The 12,273-nt window shown below is 64.7% G+C and carries 14 protein-coding genes; 3 read left to right on the top strand and 11 right to left on the bottom strand.

All coding sequences use genetic code 11. The features are described from left to right. Positions 1 to 102 precede the first annotated feature (102 nt). From K426_RS06945 to K426_RS06930, 4 genes are read right to left on the bottom strand one after another with little or no spacing between them, the layout of a single operon-like run. Positions 103 to 939 (bottom strand): HpcH/HpaI aldolase/citrate lyase family protein, encoded by an 837-nt coding sequence (locus K426_RS06945; protein WP_066555445.1) that lies wholly within the window; start codon positions 937 to 939, stop codon positions 103 to 105. Continuing rightward, on the bottom strand, positions 936 to 1,388 hold the full coding sequence (locus K426_RS06940) for a MaoC family dehydratase (RefSeq protein ID WP_066555442.1): 453 nt from the start codon (positions 1,386 to 1,388) through the stop codon (positions 936 to 938). Before K426_RS06940 ends, K426_RS06945 begins: the two co-directional genes overlap by 4 nt. Continuing rightward, complete coding sequence (locus K426_RS06935; protein WP_066561458.1) at positions 1,388 to 3,286, bottom strand: acetyl/propionyl/methylcrotonyl-CoA carboxylase subunit alpha; 1,899 nt, start codon at positions 3,284 to 3,286, stop codon at positions 1,388 to 1,390. The genes K426_RS06940 and K426_RS06935 overlap by 1 nt, the downstream gene beginning before the upstream one ends. A gap of 35 nt (positions 3,287 to 3,321) precedes the next feature. Continuing rightward, positions 3,322 to 4,923, bottom strand: a complete 1,602-nt coding sequence (locus tag K426_RS06930) for a carboxyl transferase domain-containing protein (protein WP_066555440.1) — start codon at positions 4,921 to 4,923, stop codon at positions 3,322 to 3,324. A gap of 45 nt (positions 4,924 to 4,968) precedes the next feature. Between K426_RS06930 and K426_RS06925 the strand changes: the two genes are divergently transcribed. Further along, the gene (locus tag K426_RS06925) at positions 4,969 to 5,307 is read left to right on the top strand and encodes a DMT family protein (RefSeq protein WP_066555438.1); all 339 of its coding nucleotides are present in this window, start codon (positions 4,969 to 4,971) and stop codon (positions 5,305 to 5,307) included. On the opposite strand, the gene K426_RS06920 is transcribed toward K426_RS06925, so the two are convergent. Beyond that, the gene (locus K426_RS06920) at positions 5,304 to 6,449 is read right to left on the bottom strand and encodes an isovaleryl-CoA dehydrogenase (RefSeq protein WP_066555436.1); all 1,146 of its coding nucleotides are present in this window, start codon (positions 6,447 to 6,449) and stop codon (positions 5,304 to 5,306) included. The two genes, K426_RS06925 and K426_RS06920, sit on opposite strands and share 4 nt — an antisense overlap. An 86-nt stretch (positions 6,450 to 6,535) precedes the next feature. Here K426_RS06920 and K426_RS06915 point away from each other — a divergent pair, with 86 nt between their 5' ends. Beyond that, positions 6,536 to 7,396, top strand: a complete 861-nt coding sequence (locus tag K426_RS06915) for a LysR family transcriptional regulator (protein WP_066555435.1) — start codon at positions 6,536 to 6,538, stop codon at positions 7,394 to 7,396. A gap of 67 nt (positions 7,397 to 7,463) precedes the next feature. Here the strand turns inward: K426_RS06915 and queA are convergent, their stop codons facing one another. From queA to K426_RS06890, 5 genes are all read right to left on the bottom strand, one after another. Next, positions 7,464 to 8,492 carry a tRNA preQ1(34) S-adenosylmethionine ribosyltransferase-isomerase QueA gene (queA, locus tag K426_RS06910; protein ID WP_066555432.1) on the bottom strand — a complete coding sequence of 343 codons (1,029 nt, stop codon included), beginning with the start codon at positions 8,490 to 8,492 and terminating at the stop codon, positions 7,464 to 7,466. 27 nt (positions 8,493 to 8,519) lie between these two features. Then, entirely contained in the window at positions 8,520 to 9,287 is a 768-nt protein-coding gene (locus K426_RS06905; protein WP_066555430.1) for a peptidylprolyl isomerase, read from the bottom strand. Positions 9,288 to 9,395: 108 nt separating this feature from the next. Next, positions 9,396 to 9,905, bottom strand: a complete 510-nt coding sequence (gene coaD, locus K426_RS06900) for a pantetheine-phosphate adenylyltransferase (RefSeq protein ID WP_066555427.1) — start codon at positions 9,903 to 9,905, stop codon at positions 9,396 to 9,398. A gap of 4 nt (positions 9,906 to 9,909) precedes the next feature. Further along, on the bottom strand, positions 9,910 to 10,818 hold the full coding sequence (locus tag K426_RS06895) for a polyprenyl synthetase family protein (protein WP_066561457.1): 909 nt from the start codon (positions 10,816 to 10,818) through the stop codon (positions 9,910 to 9,912). A 26-nt stretch (positions 10,819 to 10,844) separates the two neighbouring features. After that, positions 10,845 to 11,105 (bottom strand): exodeoxyribonuclease VII small subunit, encoded by a 261-nt coding sequence (locus K426_RS06890; RefSeq protein WP_066555426.1) that lies wholly within the window; start codon positions 11,103 to 11,105, stop codon positions 10,845 to 10,847. A 168-nt stretch (positions 11,106 to 11,273) separates the two neighbouring features. Here K426_RS06890 and K426_RS06885 point away from each other — a divergent pair, with 168 nt between their 5' ends. Next, the gene (locus K426_RS06885; RefSeq protein WP_066555424.1) at positions 11,274 to 11,654 is read left to right on the top strand and encodes a hypothetical protein; all 381 of its coding nucleotides are present in this window, start codon (positions 11,274 to 11,276) and stop codon (positions 11,652 to 11,654) included. A gap of 92 nt (positions 11,655 to 11,746) precedes the next feature. Here K426_RS06885 and K426_RS06880 read toward each other — a convergent pair whose 3' ends face one another. Then, positions 11,747 to 12,175, bottom strand: a complete 429-nt coding sequence (locus K426_RS06880) for a DUF805 domain-containing protein (protein ID WP_066555422.1) — start codon at positions 12,173 to 12,175, stop codon at positions 11,747 to 11,749. Between the last annotated feature and the right edge of the window lie 98 nt (positions 12,176 to 12,273).

Genomic DNA, 12,273 nt, shown 5'->3' with positions numbered 1-12,273 from the left:
CTGCATGGATCAGGCGGCGCGCTCCGGAGTTTCGCGAAATCGGCGGAAACAGCCGATAACGGCAAAAACAACGAAAGGTCCGGCCCCAGGCCGGGCCTTTTTTTATTCCGCCGCTGCCAGTACGCGCTGCGCCTGGATGAGATGGGGCCGGTCGATCATCTTGCCGTCCAGTTTCAGCACCCCGGCGCCGGGATTGGCCTGAAACGCCTCGACCACGGCCCTGGCCCGCGCGATTTCAGCCTCGCTAGGGGTGAAGCCTTCGTTGATGGCGGCCACCTGCACCGGATGAATCGCCATCATGCCGGTAAAGCCGTCGCGCCGCGCCCGCCCGATATAGGCCTTGAGATCATCCATCGCCTCGATCCGGGGGAAGACCGTGTCGATCGCCGGGACGCCGGCGGCATGGGCGGCGAACAGCGTCAGGCTGCGCGCCATTTCGAAGGGCGCGGTGTAACGGCCATCCTCCTCGCGAGCAGTCGAAGCACCGACCGATGCGGGCAGATCCTCCGCCCCCCAGGTCAGGCCCGCAAGCTTTTCGCTCACTTGGCGGAAAGTCCCCAGCTCGAAAATGGCGGCGGGCGTCTCCGTGGCGATCGGCAGGATCGGCGGGACATTCGCGCCATCGGCCAAAGCGATCAACGCCTGGATGCCAGCCGCCCCTTCCGCCTTGGGCAGCATGATCCCGTCGGGCGCCGCGGGCAGCACAGAGGCAAGATCGGCGCGGGTGTGATCGCCATCCAACGGATTCACCCGGACGAAGGCCACGCCATCGCGGGGCGACGCCAGCCATTCCGCAATCGCCTCCCGTCCGAAGGCCTTGCGTTCCGGCGCAACCGAATCTTCAAGGTCGAGGATGATCGCATCGGCGCCGCTGGCCGCAGCCTTGGCAAAGCGCTCGGGGCGGTCGGCTGGAACGAAAAGCAGCGAACGGAGCTTCATGCGGGCCTCTTCTTCAACAGTGCCATGCGCAGGCATTGGCAGACGATTTCGTCCCGCTGGTTAGTGAGTCGATGCGTGAATGTCACGATCCCCGCTTCGGGTCGCGAACGGCTTTCCTTGAGGTCGGTCACCTCACTCTCCGCCCGCATCGTGTCACCGATGAAGACCGGCTTTGGCATGACCAGCTTGTCATAGCCGAGGTTGGCGACCAGCGTGCCCAAAGTCGTATCCCCCACCGACAACCCCACCATCAGCGCGAAGGTGAAGGTGCCGTTGACCAGAATCTGACCGAATTCGGACGCCTTGGCCGCTTCGGCATCCAGATGCAGCGGCTGGGGATTATGGGTCATGGTCGAAAAGAGAAGATTGTCGGTTTCGGTCACCGTGCGGCGGATTTCATGGGCAATCCGGTCACCGATCCGCCAGTCGTCATAATAGCGGCCCGCCATCAATCCTCTCCCCGCTCGACCAGCGCCAGCAGCGTGCCTTCGCTGACCTGGCCGCCTTCGGCCGCGTCCAGTTCCGCCACCACCCCGTCGAAGGGCGCGACCAGACTATGCTCCATCTTCATCGCCTCCAGCGTGACCAGCTTCTGGCCCTTGGCGACATTGTCTCCCTTGGCAACGGAAACCGCGATGATCCGTCCCGGCATGGGGGAAAGGATCGCGCCGTCGGACGCGGCTGCCCCGCCTGCCTTGACCGGCGGGGTCTGGCCGAAGATCCAGCTTTGTCCATGTTCCGTGACGATGATTGTGCCGTCCCGTTCCATGTCGGAACAGAGCCCGGTGCGCAGGTCGCCGGATTTCGCATCCGCGATGACATGGCGGCCGTCCATGAACAGATCGACCTTGGTCTTCGGCAGCCCATTGAGGCGAAAGCCGAACAGTCCTTCGCGGAACGGTCGCCCTTCCCAATCGCCATGGTCAAGCCAGTCCCTGCGAAAACGCTGTCCGGCGGCCGCAAGGACGCGGTCGGACGGACCGTCGATGGCCGTCAGCGCCTCCCCCTGCCGTTCGATCAGGCCGGTGTCGAGGCGCCCTTGGGCGAAATCCGGCATGGCGAGACAGGCGTGCAGAAATGGCTTGTTGGTATGGAGCGGGCCGACAAAGCTGCTATCGAGCCAACGGAGCAAGTCGCGCCGCGCCGCTTCCCGATCCTCGCCATGGCAGATGACCTTGGCGATCATCGGGTCGTAGAAGGAACTGACGGTGTCCCCCTCCTCCACGCCTGTTTCGACGCGGGCGCGATGGTCGAACAGCAGCCGGTCGATCCGGCCCGGACTCGGCAGGAAACCCTTGGCCGGGTCTTCGGCATAGAGGCGCGCTTCCATCGCCCAGCCGTTGATCGACAATTCTTCCTGCTTTTTCGGCAGCGGCTCGCCGCTCGCGACGCGGAGCTGCCATTCGACCAGATCCTGCCCGGTAATCTCCTCCGTCACCGGATGCTCGACCTGGAGGCGGGTGTTCATCTCCATGAACCAGATGCGGTCGGCGCGCAGACCCTCGCTGGCGTCGGCAATGAACTCGATCGTCCCTGCGCCGACATAATCCACCGCCTGCGCCGCGCGCACCGCCGCGCCGCAAATGGCTTCGCGGGTCGCTGCGTCCATGCCTGGGGCGGGGGCTTCCTCGATCACCTTCTGGTGGCGGCGCTGGAGCGAGCAGTCGCGCTCGAACAGATGGACGACCTGTCCATGGCTGTCCCCGAACACCTGCACCTCGATATGGCGCGGCGAGAGGATATATTTCTCGATCAGCACCTGATCATTGCCGAAGGACGAGGCTGCCTCCCGCTGGCAGGAGAGCAGCGCGTCGGCAAAGGCCTCCGGCGCGTCGACGCGCCGCATCCCCTTGCCGCCGCCGCCCGCGACCGCCTTGATCAGCACGGGATAGCCGATGGCGTCGGCTTCGGCCTTCAGGCGTTCGGCGCCCTGATCCTCGCCCAGATAGCCGGGCGTGACCGGCACGCCTGCGTCGGCCATCAGCTTCTTGGCGGCGTCCTTCAGGCCCATGGCGGTGATGCTGGCGGGATTGGGACCGACCCAGATGAGACCGGCGTCGATCACCGCCTGCGCGAAGGCCGCATTTTCGGACAGGAAGCCATAACCGGGATGGATGGCTTGCGCGCCCGTAGCCTTGGCGGCGGCGATGATGCGGTCACCGATCAGATAGGATTCCCGCGCCGGGGATGGACCGATATGCACCGCTTCATCGGCTTCCCGGACATGGAGCGCTTTCGCATCGGCGTCGGAATAGACCGCCACAGTGCGGATACCGAGACGGCGGGCGGTGCGGATGATGCGGCAGGCAATCTCGCCGCGATTGGCTATAAGCAGCGATTTAAGCACCAGCCCCTCCCCACTGTCCGTCATGGTCCCTCCCCTCACATCCGGAACACCCCGAAGCGGGGCGCCTCCTCGACGGGAGCGTTGAGCGTCGCGGCAAAGGCGAGGCCCAGCACATCGCGAGTCTGGGCCGGGTCGATCACCCCATCGTCCCACAGCCGCGCGGTGGCATGATAGGGATTGCCCTCATCCTCATATTTCCGGCGGATCGGCGCCTTGAAGGCTTCGGCCTCCTCGGACGTCCATTTGGCCGCGTCGCGGTGAACGGTCGCCAGCACGCTCGCCGCCTGCTCGCCACCCATCACGGAAATACGGCTGTTGGGCCAGGTGAAGAGGAAGCGCGGCCCATAAGCGCGACCGCACATGCCGTAATTGCCCGCGCCGAAGCTGCCGCCGATCAACACGGTAATCTTGGGCACGCTGGCCGTCGCCACCGCCGTCACCAGCTTCGCGCCATGCTTGGCGATGCCTTCCAATTCATATTTGCCGCCGACCATGAAGCCGGAGATATTCTGGAGGAACAACAGCGGAATGCGCCGCTGACAGGCCAGTTCGATGAAATGCGCGCCCTTCTGCGCGCTCTCGCTGAACAGCACGCCATTATTGGCGAGGATCGCCACCGGCATCCCCCAGATATGGGCGAAGCCGCAAACGAGCGTGGTGCCGTAAAGCGCCTTGAACTCGTGAAATTCGCTGCCGTCGACGATCCGCGCAATCACCTCGCGAACGTCATAGGGCGCGCGGACATCCTGCGGAATAATGCCGTAAAGCTCATCCGGATCATATTTGGGGGCGACCGGCGCTCGCAGGTTGAGATCGATCCCCGGCGCGGGTTGCAGGGTCGAGACGATGTCCCGCACGATGGTCAGCGCATGCTCGTCATTCTCCGCGACATGATCGACCACGCCGGAGCGGCGGCCGTGGACCTCCGCGCCGCCCAGATCCTCGGCGGAGATGACTTCGCCCGTCGCCGCCTGCACCAGCGGCGGGCCAGCAAGGAAGATCGTGCCCTGATTGCGCACGATCACCGTCTCGTCCGACATGGCGGGCACATAGGCGCCGCCCGCCGTGCAGCTGCCCATGACGCAGGCGATCTGCGGGATGCCCCGCGCCGACATCTGCGCCTGATTGTAGAAGATGCGGCCGAAATGCTCGCGGTCGGGAAAGACCTCCGCCTGATTGGGCAGGTTCGCGCCGCCGCTGTCGACCAGATAGACGCAAGGGAGCCGGTTCTCCAGCGCGATTTCCTGTGCGCGCAGATGCTTCTTCACGGTCAGCGGATAATAGGTGCCGCCCTTCACCGTCGCATCGTTGCAGACGATCATCACCTGCCGCCCCGACACTCGCCCGATGCCCGCGATCATGCCAGCGCCGGGCACTTCGCCATGATACATGTCGTTGGCGGTAAGCTGTCCCACCTCCAGAAACGGACTGCCCGGATCGAGCAGCCGCTCCACCCGGTCGCGGGGGAGCAGCTTGCCCCGCGCCACATGCTTGGCCCGCGCCGCCTCGCTGCCGCCAAGCGCCGCCTGCGCGACCTTGGCGTGCAGTTCATCCCTTAAGACCCGGTTATGCGCGGCGTTGGCGCGGAAAGCCTCGCTCTCCGCCGACAGCTTTGTGTCGAGAACCGGCGCACTCATGCCCTTGCGTTCCCCTGCCTTGCGGTTACATATCCCAGGCCATCCATGCCGACCATCCTGCTCCTCACCATTTCCAACCTGTTCATGACCACCGCCTGGTATTGGCACCTGAAGGGGGGCATGAATAAACCCCTTTTCACGGTCATCCTGATCAGCTGGGGCATCGCCTTCGTCGAATATTGCTTCGCCGTGCCCGCCAACCGCATCGGCTTTGCCAGCGGCTGGAGCGCGGGCCAGCTCAAGATCGCGCAGGAAGCCATCGCGCTGCTGATCTTCGGCGGCTTCATGGTGACGGTGCTGGGCGAGCCACTGCACTGGCGCCACCTGGCCGCCTTCCTCTGCATCATGGCCGCCGTCGGCTTCCTGTTCGTGGGACGCACTTAAACCCCGATCAGTTCGCGGCCGATCAACATGCGGCGGATTTCATTGGTCCCCGCGCCGATGTCGAGCAGCTTGGCGTCGCGCATATAGCGCTCGACCGGCCAGTCCTTGGTATAGCCCGCCCCGCCCAGCGCCTGCACCGCCTCCAGCGAAACCTTCATCGCATTTTCGCTCGCCAGCAGGATCGCGCCCGCGGCGTCGAAACGGGTGGTCTTGCCCATGTCGCAGGCCCGCGCCACCGCATAGACATAGGCCCGCGCCGAATTGAGCGCGACATACATGTCCGCGACCTTGGCCTGCATGAGCTGAAAGGCGCCGATCGGCTGGCCGAACTGCTTGCGCTCCCGCACATAGGGCAGCACCACGTCGAGACAGGCCTGCATGATGCCAAGCTGGATGCCCGACAGCACCGCCCGCTCATAGTCGAGGCCCGACATCAGCACGCCGACGCCGCCATTGAGCGGCCCCATCACATTTTCTTCCGGCACCTCGCAATCGTCGAAGACCAGCTCGGCGGTGGGGGAACCGCGCATGCCGACCTTGTCGATCTTCTGGCCGATGGAGAAGCCGGCAAAATCCTTCTCGATCAGGAAAGCGGTGATGCCCCGGCTGCCCTCGCCGGTCTTGGCATAGACGACCAGCGTGTCGGCATAGGTGGCGTTGGTGATCCAGAATTTCGTGCCGTTGAGGACATAGCGGTCGCCGCGCTTTTCGGCGCGCAGCTTCATCGAGACGACGTCGGACCCCGCCCCCGCTTCCGACATGGCGAGCGATCCGACATGCTCGCCGGAAATCAGCTTGGGCAGATAGCGCGCCTTCTGCTCCGGCGTGGCCCAACGGCGAATCTGATTGACGCAAAGATTGGAATGCGCGCCATAGCTGAGACCTATGGAGGCGGACGCCCGCGCCACCTCTTCCTGCGCAACCACATGTTCGAGATAGCCGAGGCCAAGGCCGCCGTCAGCTTCATCCACGGTGATGCCATGCAGACCCAAAGCGCCCATTTCCGGCCACAGATCGCGCGGGAACCAATCCTTGGCGTCGATCTCCGCCGCCAGCGGAGCGATGCGGTCAGCGGCGAAGCGCGCCGTCGTTTCGCGGATCATCTCCGCATTTTCGCCCGGAGCGAAATCGAAATCGGTCATGGCAGGCTCTCCTTGGCGCGCATCCTATCGTTCAACGAGCTTCAAGAAAAATTGAAACGGCGCGGCAGAGTGTATAGTTTATATCTATGATAGAACGTTATTTGCTGCGCTATTTCCTGGCTGTGGTCGACCAAGGCAATTTCTCCCGCGCCGCCGCGCATTGCCTGGTATCGCAACCCACGCTGTCGGTCGGCATCGCCAAGCTGGAACAGGCCGTGGGCGCGCCGCTTTTCCTGCGCAGCAACCAGCGGGTCGAACTGACCGAGGCCGGGGCGCGGTTGCTGACCCATGCCCGGCGGATCGAGCGTGAGTTCAACCTGGCCGAACTGACAGGAGAGCAAGCGGAGCAGGCGCCCGTGCTGCGCATCGGCGTGCTGCTGAGCATATCGGGAGATGCGGTGGCCCGCGCGATCGCAAGCTGCGCGCCCGCCGAACGGGGCCGGATCGAGTTCATCCCAGGCAGTGAGCGCGAATTGCTGGGGCGATTGGATGCGGAGCGGATCGACGTGGCACTCACTCTGATCCGGCCGGGCGTGGACCGCTTCGTCCCGCAGGCGATCATAGAGGAAGGCTATGGCATCGCCATGTCCGACAACCACCGGCTGGCGGGGCGAGAGATGGTTGCGGCAGAGGAACTGGCGGCGGAAACCATGATCGTCCGCCGCCATTGCGAAGCGCTTTCGGCCACCAGCCGCTATTTCGTCGATCGCGGCGTCCGCCCCCATTTCGCCTTCCGCTCGACCAATGACGAGCGGGTGATGCAGATGGTCGCCTCGGGACTGGGCATCACGGTCATGCCCGACAGCTATCGCTGGCCGGGAATGGCGCGGGTGGCTCTCAAGGATTTCAGCGAGCGGCGGCGGGTGGGGTTTCTCTATGGCCCGCGGGCGGCGGCGCTTCAGGGAACGCCGGTGCTGAAGGCGTTGGAGACAGCGTTAAAGGCGTAAGACGGGAAAATGGCCCGAAGCAGACGTTGATAATAACGTGAGATCCGCTCTCCCCCAATATAGCCCCTCAAGGTAGTAGGAGCGAGGAATCCCCGTAGCTGTAGAAGCGATACCCCCGCGCAATCGCGTGGTCATAGGCCGCCCGCATCCGCTCCCGCCCCATCAGCGCGCTGACCAGCATGAACAGCGTCGATTTGGGCAGATGGAAATTGGTCATCAGCCCATCGACCGCCCGGAAGCGATAGCCCGGCGTGATAAAAATCCGCGTCTCGTCGGCAAAGGGACGGATGATGCCATCCGCTCCCGCCGCACTTTCCAGCAGGCGCAGGCTGGTGGTGCCGACCGCGATCAGTCGTCCACCCGCCCGCCGCACCGCATTCAACCGATCCGCCGTCGCCTGGTCGATCCGCCCCCATTCGGCATGCATGCGGTGGTCGTCAGTGTCGTCCGCCTTGACCGGCAGGAAGGTTCCCGCACCGACATGCAGTGTCAGCGTTTCCGTCCCCACGCCCGCCGCTTCCAGCGCCGCCATCAGCTCCGGCGTGAAATGCAGCGCCGCCGTGGGCGCGGCCACCGCACCGTCTTCCCGCGCGAACATGGTCTGATAGTCGCTGCGGTCCCGTTCGTCGGTCGGGCGCTTGCTGGCGATATAGGGCGGCAGAGGCATCCGCCCCGCCCGTTCCAGCAGCACTTCCACCGGCTCCTCGCCCTCGAAGCTCAGCATGACGCCGCCATCCTCGTCACGCGGTCCGGATATGGCCGTGACGCCCGCGCCGAAATCGATCCGGTCGCCGTCGCGCACCCGCTTGGCATTGCGCAGAAAGGCCTGCCATTGGCGCAGGCCAAGGCGCTTGTGAAGCGTCGCGCCAATCCTCGCCTCGCCCCGCACACCCTCCAATTGGGCCGGGATGACCTTGGTATCGTTGAACACCAGCACATCGCCCGCGCGCAGCAGACCCGGCAGGTCGCGCACGATCCGGTCCTCGAAAGGCGCATCGCCGGACACCAGCAACAGCCGCGCCGAATCGCGAGGAGAAGCGGGCCGGAGCGCGATGCTTTCGGGCGGCAGGTCGAAATCGAACAGGTCTACGCGCATGGCTTTTGCCCCCGCAAACGGGGCGCCTTACTTCTTCTTCGACGCAACCGGCTTCTTCGCGGGCGCCTTCGCAGGCGGCGCGATGATCGAGGGCGCCGGCGCGGGCGGCGTCGGCAGCGCGGTCACCGGCGGCTTGCCGTCGCTTTCGATCGACGCCTGGAGGATGAGGGTCGGATCGGCGGGCGGCTCGCCCTGATGGATCGCGTCGACATATTGCATGCCCTCGATCACGCGGCCGAAGACCGTATATTTCTTGTCGAGCTGCATGCGCGGCAGGGAAACGATGAAAAACTGGCTGTTCGCGCTGTCATCGCTCTGGGCACGGGCCATGGAGACAGTGCCGCGCAGGTGCGGCATCGGGTTGAATTCCGCCTTCAGGTCGGGAAGCGTCGAACCGCCCGTGCCGTCACCCTTGGGATCGCCGCCCTGCGCCATGAAGCCGGGGATGACGCGATGGAATTTGAGGCCGTTGTAGAAGCCCTGACGCGTCAGTTCCTTGATCCGCTCGACATGAGTGGGCGCGATGTCGGGGCGGAGCTGGATGCGTACGCGGCCGCCGCTCGACAGATCGAGATCCCAGACATTCTGCGGGTCCACCGGCACCGTCGCGGGCGGCAGCTTGGAGGCCGGATCGAGGCCAAGCCGCTTGGCGGCCTGCTCCGCACGGACGGCGGCCTCTTCCTTCTTCACTTCCTCGGCATTGCGTCCGCCGCCACCCTGGGCCAGGGCCGCGCCGCTCGATGCATAGAGAGCGAAACCGATCGCCACGGTCTTGAGCGCCGACGTGAACCGCATGAATGAAGCTTTCCTCATATTTCTAGCCAGATGCCAAGCTGCCTCTGATAGCGTCCTCTTGGCGATTGGCAACTGAACGAAGGCTGAGTGGAGCCTTTATCGAAGCCGTTACTGCCCCTTGAGGCCCAAAGCCGCCACCCGCTCGACCACATCATCGCGCACGGCGGGGCTGACGAATTTGTGGATCGGCCCGCCGTAAAGCGCGATTTCCTTGACCAGACGCGAGGCGATCGGCTGGAGCGAAACGTCCGCCATCAGGAAAACCGTCTCGACCCGGCCGTTGATCTGCTGGTTCATCCCCGCCATCTGATATTCATATTCGAAGTCCGCGACGGCGCGCAGACCCCTGATGATGACGCTGGCCCCCTGCGATTCGGCAAAGTCCATCAACAACGAGTTGAAGCCGGTGACGACGATTTCCGTGTCGATCCCGGCGCATTCGCGGCGGACCATGTCCAGCCGCTCCTCGTCGGAGAACATGGGCGATTTGGAGATGTTGGTCGTGACGCCGATCACCAGCTTGTCGACCAGCTTCGCGCCGCGCCGGATGATGTCCATATGACCCAGAGTGATCGGATCGAATGTGCCGGGATAGACCCCCACCCTCTGCTTGCTCATGCCCCTAGCGATCCCTTTCCACGATATAATCCGCAATGGCGCGCAGCAGGTCGGCCTCCGGGCCGTGCCCATGCAGATGCGCCTTGGCCTGTTCCACGAGCAGGCGGGCCTGCTCCCGCGCCCGGTCCACGCCCAGCAGCGAGACGAAGGTTTCCTTGCCCGCCGCCGCATCCTTGCCCAGCGCCTTGCCGGCGAGATCGGCGTCGCCCTCCACATCGAGCAGGTCGTCGGCAATCTGGAAGGCCAGGCCGATATCCCGCGCATAGCCGTGCAGGCGCGTACGCGCCTCGGGCGGGATACGCGCCATGATCGCCGCCGCGTCCACGCAGAAGCCGATCAGCGCGCCGGTCTTCAATTGCTGGAGCCGGCTGACGGTGGGCAGGTCGAAGCTCGCCTTCTCCGCCTCCAGGTCCATCATCTGCCCGCCTGCCATGCCGCTGGTGCCGCTCGCAATGGCCAGCGCCCTCACCAGCTCGACCCGGACGAAGGGGTCGGGATGGGTTTCCTCATCCGCCAGCACTTCGAAGGCCAGGTCATGCAGGCAGTCGCCCGCCAGGATCGCCGTCGCCTCGTCAAACGCCTTGTGGACGGTCGGCTTGCCCCGGCGCATGTCATCATCGTCCATCGCGGGCAGATCGTCATGCACCAGCGAATAGACATGGATGCATTCGACCGCGACGCCGACCCTCAGGGCCGAATCGCGTGAGATGTTGAACAGGTCGCTGGCCGCCTGCACCAGCAGCGGGCGCAGCCGCTTGCCACCGCCCATGGCGGCATGGCGCATCGCTTCATAGAGGCGGCGGCGCGGATCGTCGGGGACCGTCAGCAACACATCGAACAGACGGTCGACTTCCACCGCAATGGCGGCCGCGCGGCTGGCTACCAGGGATGGGGCGGCGCCGGCTCCGCTCATGGCCGCCTCTCCCGCATTCTGCACGCTCAGTCCGTGCCGAAGGGCTGCGCGCCCGTCACGGCGCCGTCGGCGTCGAGAGTCAGCTTGGCGATGCGCGCCTCGGCCGCCTGGAGCCGTTCCATGCAGCGCTTCCGCAATAACTCGCCCTGCGAATAAAGCGAAATCGATTCGTCGAGCGGCACGTCCCCGCTCTCCAGCCGCCGGACGATCGATTCGAGTGCGCGCAACGCATCCTCGAACGACATTTGCGATGGATCGCCCTGCTGTATATTGCTGTCTTGCGCCATTTCCCTGCATTGGCGGCCCCCGCCCGCCCGGTCAAGCCCACATGGGCCATCGCCGCCGATTCCGGTCTTCCCGTCATGAAAACGTCATGACGTCACGCCAGTGGCTGGCGGACTTATGGCAGTTTTGCGTTGACGCTTGGCGTAGCTAATGCACATAGAAGGACCGCTATGAAATATTATCTCCCCCTGATCTCCGTGGCGGCGCTGGCGCTGCTGTCGGCCTGCAACAAGAATGACGAACCCGAAGTCGTGGGCGGCCCCGCCGACCCCATGGCCGAAAAGCTCGCCAATGCCGCTCCCGTCGAGCTGCCGCCGATGGTGAAGGAAAGCCGCCAGTATCGGTGTAAGGACAACAGCCTGATCTTCGTCGACTTCATGAGCGACGACAAGACGGCCAATCTGCGCACCGAAAAGGACGGCGCGCCGACCAAGCTGACCGCCGCCGAAGCCGGCAAGCCCTTCGAAGGCGCGGGCTACAAGGTCGAGGGTTCGGGCAAGCAGATCACCGCCACCCTGCCGGGCAAGAGCGCGGTTAGCTGCAAGGCCTGATTTCTTACTATCCTGCACATCCGGGCCGGCCCTCCCCCGTGGAGGCCGGCCTTTTTCTTATCCCTTGTTTCTTGAACGACGTGCATCGAGCCTCAACGCAATTCCGGCTCCCCCACCTCGACCGGATCGGGGCCGAAACGATTGGTCCCACGCGTGCCGCTCATGATGAAGAAGATGAGCAGGACGATGCTGCCGATGATCGGGAAAAAGACGATCAGCAGCCACCAGCCGCTGCGATCCGTATCGTGCAACCGGCGGACGGACACGGCGATATTGGGAATCAGCATCACCAGCGTGAACAGGCCGGTGAGCGGCCCGCCCCGCGTGCTGTAGCCTGCACTGGCCCACCAGGGACCGCGCTGGAACCAATGATCGGTCGTCCTCAGGCCAAGAAGCCCCTCGACGATCGCGACCCCGACATAGCAGAGCAGCAGGAACAGGACGAACATCCAATATTCCTTGGGCCGCGCACGGCCGGAGAATTTGGCGTAGCGGCGCAGCGGCAACAGCATCCATTCCATGGGCAACTCCCCTTTTGTCGTCCGACCTGCGAAAGCTATCATGTTTTCGCCCGTGCGCGAGCGTCAGCATTGTCTATCGGGCGCTCCCCCGCTAAAGG

This window comes from Sphingobium sp. TKS (assembly GCF_001563265.1).
In the GTDB taxonomy this organism is placed as follows: Bacteria; Pseudomonadota; Alphaproteobacteria; order Sphingomonadales; family Sphingomonadaceae; genus Sphingobium.
The sequence above is the reverse complement of the archived record's forward strand: the minus strand, read 5'-3'. Positions and strand labels throughout refer to the sequence as shown.

Coding starts and splice junctions, on each gene's coding strand:
- K426_RS06945 (WP_066555445.1), bottom strand. CDS start 939: ATGAAGCTCCGTTCGCTGCTTTTCGTTCCAGCCGACCGCCCCGAGCGC.
- K426_RS06940 (WP_066555442.1), bottom strand. CDS start 1,388: ATGGCGGGCCGCTATTATGACGACTGGCGGATCGGTGACCGGATTGCC.
- K426_RS06930 (WP_066555440.1), bottom strand. CDS start 4,923: ATGAGTGCGCCGGTTCTCGACACAAAGCTGTCGGCGGAGAGCGAGGCT.
- K426_RS06925 (WP_066555438.1), top strand. CDS start 4,969: ATGCCGACCATCCTGCTCCTCACCATTTCCAACCTGTTCATGACCACC.
- K426_RS06920 (WP_066555436.1), bottom strand. CDS start 6,449: ATGACCGATTTCGATTTCGCTCCGGGCGAAAATGCGGAGATGATCCGC.
- K426_RS06915 (WP_066555435.1), top strand. CDS start 6,536: ATGATAGAACGTTATTTGCTGCGCTATTTCCTGGCTGTGGTCGACCAA.
- queA (WP_066555432.1), bottom strand. CDS start 8,492: ATGCGCGTAGACCTGTTCGATTTCGACCTGCCGCCCGAAAGCATCGCG.
- K426_RS06905 (WP_066555430.1), bottom strand. CDS start 9,287: ATGCGGTTCACGTCGGCGCTCAAGACCGTGGCGATCGGTTTCGCTCTC.
- coaD (WP_066555427.1), bottom strand. CDS start 9,905: ATGAGCAAGCAGAGGGTGGGGGTCTATCCCGGCACATTCGATCCGATC.
- K426_RS06895 (WP_066561457.1), bottom strand. CDS start 10,818: ATGAGCGGAGCCGGCGCCGCCCCATCCCTGGTAGCCAGCCGCGCGGCC.
- K426_RS06890 (WP_066555426.1), bottom strand. CDS start 11,105: ATGGCGCAAGACAGCAATATACAGCAGGGCGATCCATCGCAAATGTCG.
- K426_RS06885 (WP_066555424.1), top strand. CDS start 11,274: ATGAAATATTATCTCCCCCTGATCTCCGTGGCGGCGCTGGCGCTGCTG.
- K426_RS06880 (WP_066555422.1), bottom strand. CDS start 12,175: ATGGAATGGATGCTGTTGCCGCTGCGCCGCTACGCCAAATTCTCCGGC.